Source organism: SAR86 cluster bacterium, from assembly GCA_029268615.1.
Taxonomy (GTDB): Bacteria; Pseudomonadota; Gammaproteobacteria; order Magnimaribacterales; family Magnimaribacteraceae; genus JAQWNM01.
Genome location: JAQWNM010000005.1, coordinates 146,843 through 158,436, shown reverse-complemented (window position 1 = coordinate 158,436; position 11,594 = coordinate 146,843). Strand labels below are relative to the sequence as shown.

Sequence of the window (11,594 nt, the reverse complement as noted above, 5' to 3'; positions counted from 1 at the left end):
ATAGTTTTGCGCTGCTCTCATGGCATATCGACCCATGCTTCCACAACCACCTATTGCAAGTATTTTCATAATTTACTCCAAGCCTTATTCACTTTATTATCAGGTAATAAATAACTCAACAATTTTTAATATGGAAAAAGATATAGATATCATTATTTATGGTGCCACTGGGTTTACTGGAAAGCTTTGCGTTAAATATTTTCAATCACTAGATACAACAGTCACCTGGGCAATGGCTGGCAGGAACTTAACAAAACTGAAAAAAGTTGCAGAAGATAATCAAACAAAAGTAGAAATTTTAATTGCTGATTCTGATGATGAAAGTGCGTTAGATGATTTAACCGCAAGAGCAAAAGTAATCTTGTCTACAACTGGACCCTTTCATAGATATGGATCTAAGTTGGTGGCATCTTGCATCAAAAACCATGCTCATTATGTAGATATTACTGGTGAAAATTTTTGGGTTAAGGGTTTGATAGAGAAGCATCATGCAGAGGCATTAGCAAAAGGTATCAGGATAATTCCATCATGTGGGTTTGATTCTATACCATCAGATTTGGGAACTTTCTTTTCAGCTAAAGCTATTGGAAAACCAATTAAAAGAATCGAATCATTCCATTCATATAAGGGAGGAGCATCAGGGGGAACGCTTGAAACAATGTTCTCAATGGGAGAATTAGATCTTGGAGATGATCTTACAGACCCATTCCTGCTTAACCCTAATGACTCTTATTCAAATGAACAAAAGCAGCTCAGTGGTGACAGAGTGGGAATTGCAAAAAAGCCTGAAATTAAAGCATGGTCAGGGCCATTTATTATGGCCGCTGCAAATACGAGAGTGGTAAGAAGAACTGAAGCGCTGTTGGCTTTGAGACAGGAATCTTATGGCACTAACTTCACTTACCAAGAACATGCATTTCATAGATCTTGGTTTAGCGCATTTAAATCACTGATACTTACCGGAATTTCTGTTTTAGTTTTAATGTCCCCTTTAAAAAAATTAGTTAAACCATTTTTACCTAAGCCGGGAGAAGGGCCTTCAGAAGCTGTCCAAGAAAACGGTTGGTTTGATTGTAAATTTATCGTTGAAACAGAAGATGGGCTGAAATCAGTTTTTACTATGCATGGTAAGGGTGATCCAGGATACAAAGTTACTTCAAAGCTAGTCTCAGAGTGCGCACTTTGCTTGATTGAAGATGCAGATAGTCTTCCTGGTGGATCTCATTACGGTGGAGTCTTAACCTCAGCGTCTGGACTTGGGCAGCCACTCATATCACGATTAATAAAAGCTGGCATCTCTTTTGAAAGCTCGCTTTCATAGATATCTAATTATTTCTTATAGCGTTCGTACCATTCAGTTAAATAGCCATATGTTCTAAACCAATTAGATGGTTTAGAACTTGTTCCATGCCATTCTTCATTCATTCTAATTAAAGCTGTATCAACTCCCGCTTCTTTTAGTGCAACATACATCTCTTCAGTTTGAGGCATAGGTGTTCTAATATCGAGAACGCCGGTCATAAACAATGTTGGTGTATTAATAAATCCAGTTCTCATGATTGGTGATCTATCAAGCCAGTTCAAAGGATCTTCCCAGAAAGGTTTGTCAAACCATTCAAATGTCCATGCGGGAATATCAGTAGTCCCAACCATAGATATCCAATTTGTCACTGGGCATAAGGAGGCAGCAGCTGCAAACCTGTCATCATGCCCAACTACCCATGCGGTTAATACGCCGCCGCCACTGCAGCCCTGAACATACATTCTAGATGTATCAATAATACCTTTGTCTGTAATATAGTCGACTCCTGCAAGTAAATCTGATAAGTCGCCAGCACCGGGATAATCGTTATCAATTACATTTGCAAACTCAGTGCCATAGCCAGTACTGCCTCTTGGGTTAGTAAATAAAACAACATATCCATCACTTGCAAATTGATGCCATGAATAATTAAAAGCTGGTCTATACATTGCGTGTGGACCCCCATGAATAATCAAAATCAAGGGATATGTTTTATTTTCATCAAAATCTGGGGGAGTTATATACCAACCCTGAATTGGAGTTCCATCTGGAGCTTGGTAATTAACCTCATGGGTTTTCCCCAAATTATATTCACCTAAGATCAGCTCATTAAATTCTGTCAGTCTAGTTAATCGACTATTCATTATTGAGGCAATTTCACCAGGTCTATTAGGCGTTGCATGAGTGCCATATAAAATATCTTTATGCACTGAGCTAAGAAAAAATTGATCAGTGAAACCAGAAATAACCTCTGTAAGATTTAAATTATCTATATCAAGTTTCATTACTTTTGATGAGCCTCTTGCATCTAAATCAAAAACCAGTTGATTTCCTGGCAGCCAAAATAAATTTTTAGGCGATGAACTTATATTTTTTGTAGATTGTTTATTTTTTCCGGAACTTATATCGTGAACATACACATCATGAGCCACTGAAGAATAATCTTTAGATGGATGACCTATAAAAGCAATTTTCTTTCCATCAATAGATGCCTTGGGCTTCATAAATACGCCTTTTTGATCAGAAATTTTTTCAAGTTTTTTATTTTGAACATTTAACAGAAAGACTGAAGTCTGCTTCCATGGTGTTTGTAAATCATCGAGGGAATTGTTGCCTGTAAATAATATTTGAGAATTATTTAGCCAGTGCAAATCATCTATATAGTCTAAACCCCAGTCTGAGACCTTAATTGCAGCGCCGCCACTAGAATCAACCAAAAATAAATGATTTTCACCGCTTTCTAATTCTCCAATTCTATCTGCACGCCAATGCATGGTTGTTACAACAGTTGGTTCTTCCGTCCACTCATATTCCTCGCCATCAACTTTCCCAGGTATATCAATGATCCAATTATCTTCATATTCCTGAAAAGCTGAGAAAGAAAAAAATTCTCCGTTTGGTGAACATGAAAAGTCTTTTACATTGTGACCAAAATTAGTAATTTTTGATTCAGATTCATTAATTAAATTTTTAACATATATTTGAGATGTGTCGTTCTCATCCTCCTTTACATAAGCAATTTTTTTACTTCCGGGGGACCACTTAAGATTAGAACCCTCTACAAAAAACCTCTTGTTAGAACCATCTTTGTTCATAATCCAATGTTCAGTTATGCGCTTATCATTTTTTTTATCAATAAATTTTTTTGTAAAAATTACATATGTTCCATCTGGGCTAATAAGTGGATTTGAAACGGACTGAATATCCCAATAACTTTCTTGAGTAAGACCACCCCCCATTACTAATATTGAAAACAGTAGGCTGATTGATATAAATGTTTTACGCATAATTTTTTACCCCTTAATTACCTAGGCTATACAAAAATACACTAAAGTTAAACCTAATGAGGGAAACTCAATTTTTTTAGATATAAATTTTCGGGGTAAAATAAAGAAAATTAAATATTCTTCCCTTAAATGCTAAGAACACTTCTATTAATTATTTTTTCATTGAATGCTTTTTCACAACCATTAAGTGATCCAAATACTTGGAGAGGTGTCACTGATCAGGTGATGGGAGGCGTCTCAGATCTTATTATCCAACATGAAGATGGAGTCTTTTATATGTCTGGGAATGTATCCACTGAAAACAATGGCGGCTTTGTAAGGCTCTCTAACTCAATCAAACTTTTAAGCAATGAAGTCCAAGGAATTAAATTTAAAGCTAAGGGCAACAATGAAACGTATGAAATTCATGTCACCCTCAAGGGTCTCAAAATACCACCATGGTCTTATTTCAGTAAATCATTTGAAGTAAATGATAGTTGGCAACAATACGAAATCTTTTTTAGCGATTTAAAATTAGCCACCGGTTTTACAGCTGCATCTTTGAAGGCAAAAAATATAAAAGACTTAAGTATTGCCGGTTATGGGCGAGACTTTAAAGTTGATTTAGCGATCAAAGACATAACTTTGTTTTAAAAATCACCTATTTATTTTTTTTACGTAACTCCTCAAGATAGTTTTCATAGTCTTCCCAATCATGAGGTGTGCCAGCCCTTGGCTTGCTAATATTACTGGCTCGTTCAAGGGCTTTAGTTGATAACTTATTGCGTTTTTCCTCTAATATTTTTTTAAAAAATTCTTTGATCGTGTCTTTCATCTATTCAGGATTTTTATCATTTTTTTCATAAATCTCTTTATATTTTTAGCAGCATCTCTTTCATTTGAAGACTCTATTATTTCTAATTGCGAATAACCATCCCAGAAAGTAATTATATATAAGTAAGTATCCTCTTTTATTTCCAATGATGCAGAATCAAAATTATCATCATCGATGACCTGAATTTTTATCTCATGATCCTGAAAATTGATTTTGATATTTTGGAAATCAGAAAAATATGATTTAAATAAATTCTCTATTCGTTGGTTAAATGTATAAATTTTCATTGATTAGACCAGAAGTAAGTCATTTACTTCTGGCAAAAGAATTAGCATCTATTAGTCACTAGAGACAGAGTCTCTGAGATCTTTAATCTTCTCCAGGCTAATTTTATCCTTAAGACTCATGACAAATGCTGCAATTGACAATACTAATATAGCCCCAGCTTCACCTAAGACAACTAAAGCTTCCATTTCTTTGCTTTGCATCACTATCAATCTACACAGAGCAGTAATGGCAATAATAATTGGAAGGGTAACCGGGATTCTATTTGTGCTATAAAAGGCTCCCACCATACCAATGATTTCTACATATATAAATAGCATAAAAAGATCAGGCAATGTAATTTCCTGAGCTACTACCATATCAAAAATATACATAGCAGAAGCAATACAGGTTGCTATCCCAATTATGGCTAAGAGCAGTTTTTCACTAGCAATTGTTGTCCAGTGCAAACTTTTTGTGAATTTAGAGTTTTTATCCATAAAATAATCATACCAAATGAATAGTAATTGAAATAATTTTTTTACTTATGGGTTAAAAATTTATTGTAGTAATTATAATAAGTTAAAATCAAAAATAAATTATCGAACTAAATTTAAAATGATACTTACTAATCAAAACAGAATTGAGGACTTTACCCGTCAAGGATGGTGGGGAGATGATACTTTGTATTCTCTTTTTCTCGATGCTCTAGACAAATGCAGTGCTCAAGAGGCCTTAGTAGATCCAAAAAATCGGCAAACAATTACTGGTGATGCTCCAAAAAGACTCACTTTTCAAGAAGTTAACGAAACCGTTGAAAGATATGCAAGTATATTTTTTGAACAAGGTCTAAGGAAAGATGACATTGCAATAATACAGCTCCCAAATGTTGTGGAGTTGCCAATGGTTTATTTGGCTTTGTCAAAACTTGGCGTAATCTCTTCACCAATTCCAATGCAATATGGCGCTTATGAGATTGAAGCTATTATTGAAGAGGTATCACCTCAAGCTTATATTACTATTCAATCTTTTAATGGAAATGCTCACGCTGAAAAATTCTCTTCGATATTTGTAAAAGGTGAAAAAAAGTTTTCTTTAGGTAAGGTTAATTCCTTTCTTAATATTGATAATTCTTACCCTGATAGTAACTCACACGAACTCCAGCAGTCTTATACCAATGAAAATCCTTGTTCAGCCAATGATATTTTTACAATTTGCTGGACTTCTGGAACCACCGGAACACCTAAAGGAGTTCCGCGAAGTCATAATCTTTGGCTGCCAATGGCTAAAGCTGCTGCTTTCGTATCAGAAACCAAGGAGGGAGATACTTTATTGAATCCATTTCCTATGATTAATATGGCAAGTATCGGAGGATTTTTATTTAATTGGCTGCTCTGTAAGGGGAAGCTTGTTCAACACCATCCATTTGACTTAAACACTTTCCTTGATCAAATTTCTACTGAAAATGTTAAATATACAATTGCTCCTCCGGCAATAATGAATATGCTTTTGAATAATCCAGTCATTCTTGATCAAAATGATTTGAGCAGCTTGAGATGTATTGGTTGTGGTGGAGCCCCATTATCTGAATGGATGGTTGAAACTTTTCAAAATAAATATAACTTAACTGTTCAAAATATTTTTGGATCAAACGAGGGTGCAACATTGCTGAGCTCTCGAAATGAAATTGATGATCCTCATTTACGAGCTCAATATTTTCCACGTTTCGGGGTAAAGGGTCTTGATTGGAGCAATCCAGTCTCAAAAATTATTAAAACTAAACTAGTGGATGTCGAGACCAATGAAGAAATCCATGAGCCAGAAAAACCTGGAGAATTATTAATATCTGGAGCAACTGTATTTGATGGTTACTGGAATGCACCTGAAGCAAATGCTGAAGTATTTGATGAGGATGGTTTTTTTAAAACCGGTGATTTATTTGAAATTTCACCTCAGGATACTCAAAAAAAATATTACAAATTTTGCGGGAGATGTAAGGATCTTATTATTCGAGGAGGAATGAATATTTCTCCAGAGGAACTTGATAACCTTCTTAGCTCTCATCCAAAAATGTTAGAGGTTGCTGTGACTGGCTATGATGATGAGATTTTGGGAGAGAAAGTGGGCGTAGTTGCAGTTCTTGCTGAGGGTGAAACGATAACTTTGAATGAGATCATAGAATTTTTAACAGACAAGAAGATTGCTAAGTTTAAAATGCCAGAGGACTTAAGAACTGTAAATACATTGCCAAAAAATCCAGTTGGAAAAGTTATCAGGCGCGAGCTAAAGGATCTTTTTAATTAGTTGGATCCAACCACAAAACTTACCACTGTCGTTGCGCTTCCACCAATATTGAGTGTAGAAATATTTTTTGCGTTCTCGATTTGATATTCCCCAGCACTATTAGTGCATTGTTTATAACAATCCAGAAGCATTCTAACGCCTGTTGCACCGACTGGATGACCTAAACCAATTAATCCTCCACTTGCATTAATTGGAATTTTCCCACCAATTTCAATATCACCAGACTCAATTGCTTTCCAGCTTTCACCTGGTTTTGTGATACCAAAATGATCTATGGCCATGTATTCTGTTGAAGTGAAACAGTCATGAGTCTCAATGCCGTCAATATCACTAACTCCCCTCATGTTTGCTCTCGAGAAGGCATCATCAATTGCCTTTTTAACATGCGGAAAGACATAATCTTTATTTTTACTAAAATCAATTTTTTCTTGATATGTAATTGGACCTGTTTGATGCCCCCAACCTTTAATGAATGGAATTGAATCAAGCTTGATTGATCTAGCTTCCGCATACTCTCTGGCTTTTTTCTCACTTGCTAGAAAGATAATCGCAGCTCCATCAGTGACTTGACCGCAGTCCATCTTCCTTGTTCTCCCCTCAATAACTGGGTTTGCAGAATCCAATCTAGTAAAAGTATCTGATTCAAAAGTCCATCCTCTAGTTTGTGAGTTAGGGTTTTTTTTAGCATTGCTAAAGTTTAATTCTGAAATTTTCGATAGATGATCTTCATTGATTCCATATCTTTTATCATATTCATTGGTAAGTTCGCTGAACATATGTGGCCAAGGATATTGAACGCCTTGGCATTCAAAACCTGATCGCATGGCAGGGCCTCCAATATTTTGAGCTGCCTGTTCTCCTGGAACATTCCGCATTTGTTCAATTCCTAACACTGCAGCTAGCTCGTATCTACCTGATTCAATTTCTGCACATGCTGCAAGAGTTGCAATACTGCCTGACGCACAGGCTGCCTCATGTCTTGAGGAAGGTAGTCCAAAAAAATCTGGGTGCGAAGAAACAAAAAAACCACCTAAATGACCTTGGTTGCAAAATAATTCAGCAGTGAAATTGCCTACATGGGCAACATCAATATCTTTTGGCTCTAAATCAACAGATGTTAATCCTTGATGAATCGTTTGTTGGAATACATCTAAAAGATCTAATTTATTTCTATGCCAATTTTGGGCAAAGTCAGATTGATAGCCCCCTAAAATATATACGCGTTTTTCCATTCTTCAATTATATGCATGATCTAGCTTTATTGACAAGAAAAAAACAAGTGGGTATAAATTGAAACTTGTACTAAATTTAAGTAAAACTTTTAAAAACATTTATATGCAAACAGATAAGTTAATTGATCAATTACGATTACCAATTATTGTTGCCCCCATGTTTTTAGTCTCAGGCCCCGAATTGGTTATTGCTAGTAGCAATTCAGGGTTAATTGGATCTTTCCCTGGTCCAAATGCTAGAACTACTGAGCAGCTTGAGCAATGGATGGGGCTAATTAATAACTCAACTTCTAATCCCTGGGCCTTTAATATGATTACTCATAAGACATATGATCGATTTGATGAGGAGTTAGAGTTGATCAAGCGGTTTCAACCGAAGATTATTATTACCGCACTCGGCAGTCCAGAGAAAGTGATAGAGGAAGTTCATGGGTACGGAGGCATAGTTATTGCTGATGTAAATAATATTGACTTTGCACGACGATGTTCTGATATGAAAGTTGATGGGATGGCCCTTATATGCCATGGAGCTGGAGGGCATACTGGGAATTTATCGCCCTTTGCATTTAGCTCATATGTTAGAGAGTTTTTTGACGGCATCATAGTTTTAGCTGGTTCAATTTCAACTGGGAGTCATATAAAAGCCACTAAATTATTAAATGCAGACCTATGTTATATGGGAACAAGGTTTATCTCAGCAACCGAAAGTAATGCAGTTGATGAATATAAAGCAATGGTAATTAATTCAAATTGTAATGATTTGAGAATGACTAATTTTTTTACAGGAGCCCAAGCTTATTACCTTAAAGATAGTATTATTAAAAATAATTTCGACCCTGATAATCTTGAGTCAAATCCAGATGGTTTTAATGTGTCTTCCTCGCAAGATAAGATCAAAGCATGGAAAGATATTTGGTCAGCTGGACAAGGTGTTGGTTTCATTAAAAAAATAGAAAGCGTAGAATCTATAGTAAAAGAACTTGAAGCAGAGTTCTTAGAGGAGTAGAGCATGAAAATTAAAAAAACGAATACTATCAAATCAACAATTAAAACGCATGATCATCCTTACCTTAAAGATGCTTGGGTCCCTAATTATGATGAATATCAAGTTACAGATCTTCAAGCTCTAGGTGATATCCCTGAGGATATAGAAGGGGCTTACTTTAGAAATACAGAAAACCAGGTTCATGAACCCATTGGGCGTTTTCATCCTTTTGATGGTGATGGAATGATTCATTCAATTAACTTTGATAATGGCAAGGCAAACTATGTCAATAAATTTGTTCGAACAGAAGGCTTTTTAGTTGAAGAAGAAATGGGAAAATCAATGTGGGCAGGTCTTATGGAAAGAACTGGATCATCCTCGCTTCCAGGTTGGGGAGCTCAAGGCGGAATTAAGGATTCCTCGTCTACTGACATTACGGTTCATGGAGGAGAAGCGCTATCAACTTTCTACCAATGTGGAGAAGGTTATCAATTAGATCCATATACACTGGAGACTGAAAACAAAGCATCATGGGTCCCTGCAGGAGGTTTATCAGCTCATCCAAAAGTTGATTTAGCCACGGGAGAGTTATTATTTTTTAATTACTCTAAGCAAGCCCCATTTTTAAATTATGGAGTGGTTGATCAGCATCAAAATCTAAAACATTTTATTCCTGTTGAATTGCCTGGTCCGAGGCTTCCTCATGATATGGCTTTTAGTAAAAATTATTCAATTATTAATGACTTACCTCTTTTTTGGGATCAGGAAATGTTAAAAAAGGGTTTGCATGCTACTAGATTGCATGACTTACCATCAAGGTTTGCGATCATCCCAAGATACGGAAACCCAGATGAAATAAAGTGGTTTGAAGCTGAGCCCACTTATGTGTTGCATTGGAATAATGCATATGAAGTAGGTGATGAATTAATCCTGGAAGGGTATTTTCAAGAACATCCTTGGCCAGAAAATTACGTTGATGCTCCTCCAGGTTTGGAGCGAATGATGGCTTTTTTAGATTTTTATTTGTTAAAGCCTAGACTTCATCGATGGAAATTTAATCTAAAAACAGGGGTCACGACTGAAGAAGATATTGATGAGGAAACAATAGAATTTGGAGTAATTAATCAACATGTTGCAGGGATTGAGCATAGATACACTTACAGCATGATACCGACTAAAGGCCATTTTACCTTTGACGGCATTAAAAAGCATGACCATCAAAGTAAATCTTTTAGCAAGTATATTTTTGAAGGCCATGTTTTCATAAGCGAGGTTAGTTTTGCTCCTAGAACAGGCGCTCAAGATGAAGATGATGGTTATTTAGTAACCATCAGTAATAACCTACAAGAAAAAAGTTCTTCTTGTTTATTATTTGATGCCAAAAATATTGAGCAAGGACCTATTTGCGATATTCCCTTGCCTCATCAAATCTGCTCAGGAACACATGCAACGTGGGCGCAAAAAAGTGATCTAAAAAAATAAATTCATGAAACCTGTTTACATTGTTGATTCGATAAGAACACCTAGAGCTCGAGCCAATGATAAAGGCGGACTCAATAAATTAAATCCGTATGAATTGTTGGATGTGTTATATAAAGATATAAACCAAAAGAATTTTCTTGATTTTAACTCTATTAATGAGGTTATTTTAGGTTGCGTAACTCAGCATGGAGAGCAAGCAGGCAACATTGCAAAAAGTTCAGCTCTTTTTTCTGGCTATCCTAATTCTATTTCAGGCCTTACTGTAAATAGATTTTGTTCCTCAAGCTTGGACGCAATTAATCTAGGGCATCTTAAAATTCAATCTCAGCAAGCGGATAACATTATTGCTGGTGGGGTAGAGATGATGTCCAGGGTACCCATGCTCTCTGACAAAGCAGCAATTTGGCATGATTTGGATATAGCCACTCAGTCAAAGATATTTTATATGGGAAGTGGAGCTGACCTTATTGCTAGTCTGTTTAACATTTCTAGAAATGACGTAGATATGCAAGCATTAAAGTCTCAACAAAGAGCAGCTAATGCACAAAAGAATAATTATTTTAAATCAATTATCCCGGTTATAAATGAGCGCAAAGCAATAAACTGTCATCAAGATGAATGTATAAGAACAGATACTTCTATTAAAAGCTTATCTTTACTGGATCCTAGTTTTCAACAATTGGGTGAGCAGGGCGTAGATAAAGCTCAGTTATATCTTTTTCCCGATCTCAAAGAAATTTCACATATACATACTGCAGGTAATTCACCTGCAATGGCTGATGCTGCGTCCTTAACATTGCTATCCAACAAAAAGATTCAAGAAAATGGAAAGAAAGCTAGAGTAAAAATAATTTCTGTTGCTACGGTGAATGATGATCCTTTATTAGTTCTATCTGGCTGTATACTGGCAACAAAAAGAATAATTGATCAAAATAATCTTCAAGTAAAAGATGTTGATTTATTTGAAATCCATGAGGCTTTTGCATCAACTCTGGTTCATTGTCAAAGAGAGCTAAAGATTGATGATGAAAAATTGAATGTGAATGGTGGTTGCATTGCATTAGGTCATCCCATGGGAGCAACAGGGTCAATAATGATGTCTACATTAATTGATGAACTTGAAAGGCGTGATGCAACCCTAGGCATTGTTGCAACAAGTGGAGCAGCTGGAGCTGGAACAGCAATATTAATTGAAAGAATTTAG

The 11,594-nt window shown here is 35.9% G+C and carries 11 protein-coding genes; 6 read left to right on the top strand and 5 right to left on the bottom strand.

Features of this window, described 5'->3' with window-relative positions; translation table 11 throughout:
• Positions 1-130 precede the first annotated feature (130 nt).
• The gene (locus P8J93_02290; protein ID MDG2060630.1) at positions 131-1,321 is read left to right on the top strand and encodes a saccharopine dehydrogenase NADP-binding domain-containing protein; all 1,191 of its coding nucleotides are present in this window, start codon (positions 131-133) and stop codon (positions 1,319-1,321) included.
• A gap of 8 nt (positions 1,322-1,329) precedes the next feature.
• On the opposite strand, the gene P8J93_02285 is transcribed toward P8J93_02290, so the two are convergent.
• A complete protein-coding gene (locus tag P8J93_02285; protein ID MDG2060629.1) occupies positions 1,330-3,309 on the bottom strand; it encodes a S9 family peptidase in 1,980 nt (659 codons plus the stop codon).
• Positions 3,310-3,438: 129 nt separating this feature from the next.
• Here P8J93_02285 and P8J93_02280 point away from each other — a divergent pair, with 129 nt between their 5' ends.
• Positions 3,439-3,942 carry a CIA30 family protein gene (locus P8J93_02280; GenBank protein ID MDG2060628.1) on the top strand — a complete coding sequence of 168 codons (504 nt, stop codon included), beginning with the start codon at positions 3,439-3,441 and terminating at the stop codon, positions 3,940-3,942.
• A gap of 7 nt (positions 3,943-3,949) precedes the next feature.
• Here the strand turns inward: P8J93_02280 and P8J93_02275 are convergent, their stop codons facing one another.
• Genes P8J93_02275 through P8J93_02265 form a run of 3 tightly spaced genes read right to left on the bottom strand, consistent with a single transcriptional unit; the run spans position 3,950 to position 4,887 of the window.
• Complete coding sequence (locus P8J93_02275) at positions 3,950-4,123, bottom strand: hypothetical protein (protein ID MDG2060627.1); 174 nt, start codon at positions 4,121-4,123, stop codon at positions 3,950-3,952.
• Positions 4,120-4,410, bottom strand: coding sequence for a hypothetical protein (locus P8J93_02270; GenBank protein MDG2060626.1), 291 nt, complete (start codon positions 4,408-4,410; stop codon positions 4,120-4,122). The genes P8J93_02275 and P8J93_02270 overlap by 4 nt, the downstream gene beginning before the upstream one ends.
• 51 nt (positions 4,411-4,461) lie before the next feature.
• Positions 4,462-4,887, bottom strand: coding sequence for a phosphate-starvation-inducible PsiE family protein (locus P8J93_02265; GenBank protein MDG2060625.1), 426 nt, complete (start codon positions 4,885-4,887; stop codon positions 4,462-4,464).
• A 118-nt stretch (positions 4,888-5,005) separates the two neighbouring features.
• Between P8J93_02265 and P8J93_02260 the strand changes: the two genes are divergently transcribed.
• Positions 5,006-6,691 carry a class I adenylate-forming enzyme family protein gene (locus P8J93_02260; GenBank protein ID MDG2060624.1) on the top strand — a complete coding sequence of 562 codons (1,686 nt, stop codon included), beginning with the start codon at positions 5,006-5,008 and terminating at the stop codon, positions 6,689-6,691.
• Here P8J93_02260 and P8J93_02255 read toward each other — a convergent pair.
• Positions 6,688-7,923 carry an acetyl-CoA acetyltransferase gene (locus P8J93_02255; GenBank protein ID MDG2060623.1) on the bottom strand — a complete coding sequence of 412 codons (1,236 nt, stop codon included), beginning with the start codon at positions 7,921-7,923 and terminating at the stop codon, positions 6,688-6,690. The two genes, P8J93_02260 and P8J93_02255, sit on opposite strands and share 4 nt — an antisense overlap.
• Before the next feature lie 103 nt (positions 7,924-8,026).
• Between P8J93_02255 and P8J93_02250 the strand changes: the two genes are divergently transcribed.
• The 3 genes from P8J93_02250 to P8J93_02240 are packed head-to-tail and all read left to right on the top strand — an operon-like array spanning position 8,027 to position 11,594.
• Positions 8,027-8,929 (top strand): nitronate monooxygenase, encoded by a 903-nt coding sequence (locus tag P8J93_02250; GenBank protein MDG2060622.1) that lies wholly within the window; start codon positions 8,027-8,029, stop codon positions 8,927-8,929.
• A gap of 3 nt (positions 8,930-8,932) precedes the next feature.
• On the top strand, positions 8,933-10,390 hold the full coding sequence (locus P8J93_02245) for a carotenoid oxygenase family protein (GenBank protein ID MDG2060621.1): 1,458 nt from the start codon (positions 8,933-8,935) through the stop codon (positions 10,388-10,390).
• 4 nt (positions 10,391-10,394) lie between these two features.
• A complete protein-coding gene (locus P8J93_02240) occupies positions 10,395-11,594 on the top strand; it encodes an acetyl-CoA C-acyltransferase (protein ID MDG2060620.1) in 1,200 nt (399 codons plus the stop codon).

What these genes read in the sequence shown, in the direction of transcription:
- P8J93_02290 (MDG2060630.1), top strand. Translation starts at nt 131, where the DNA reads ATGGAAAAAGATATAGATATCATTATTTATGGTGCCACTGGGTTTACT.
- P8J93_02285 (MDG2060629.1), bottom strand. Translation starts at nt 3,309, where the DNA reads ATGCGTAAAACATTTATATCAATCAGCCTACTGTTTTCAATATTAGTA.
- P8J93_02280 (MDG2060628.1), top strand. Translation starts at nt 3,439, where the DNA reads ATGCTAAGAACACTTCTATTAATTATTTTTTCATTGAATGCTTTTTCA.
- P8J93_02275 (MDG2060627.1), bottom strand. Translation starts at nt 4,123, where the DNA reads ATGAAAGACACGATCAAAGAATTTTTTAAAAAAATATTAGAGGAAAAA.
- P8J93_02270 (MDG2060626.1), bottom strand. Translation starts at nt 4,410, where the DNA reads ATGAAAATTTATACATTTAACCAACGAATAGAGAATTTATTTAAATCA.
- P8J93_02265 (MDG2060625.1), bottom strand. Translation starts at nt 4,887, where the DNA reads ATGGATAAAAACTCTAAATTCACAAAAAGTTTGCACTGGACAACAATT.
- P8J93_02260 (MDG2060624.1), top strand. Translation starts at nt 5,006, where the DNA reads ATGATACTTACTAATCAAAACAGAATTGAGGACTTTACCCGTCAAGGA.
- P8J93_02255 (MDG2060623.1), bottom strand. Translation starts at nt 7,923, where the DNA reads ATGGAAAAACGCGTATATATTTTAGGGGGCTATCAATCTGACTTTGCC.
- P8J93_02250 (MDG2060622.1), top strand. Translation starts at nt 8,027, where the DNA reads ATGCAAACAGATAAGTTAATTGATCAATTACGATTACCAATTATTGTT.
- P8J93_02245 (MDG2060621.1), top strand. Translation starts at nt 8,933, where the DNA reads ATGAAAATTAAAAAAACGAATACTATCAAATCAACAATTAAAACGCAT.
- P8J93_02240 (MDG2060620.1), top strand. Translation starts at nt 10,395, where the DNA reads ATGAAACCTGTTTACATTGTTGATTCGATAAGAACACCTAGAGCTCGA.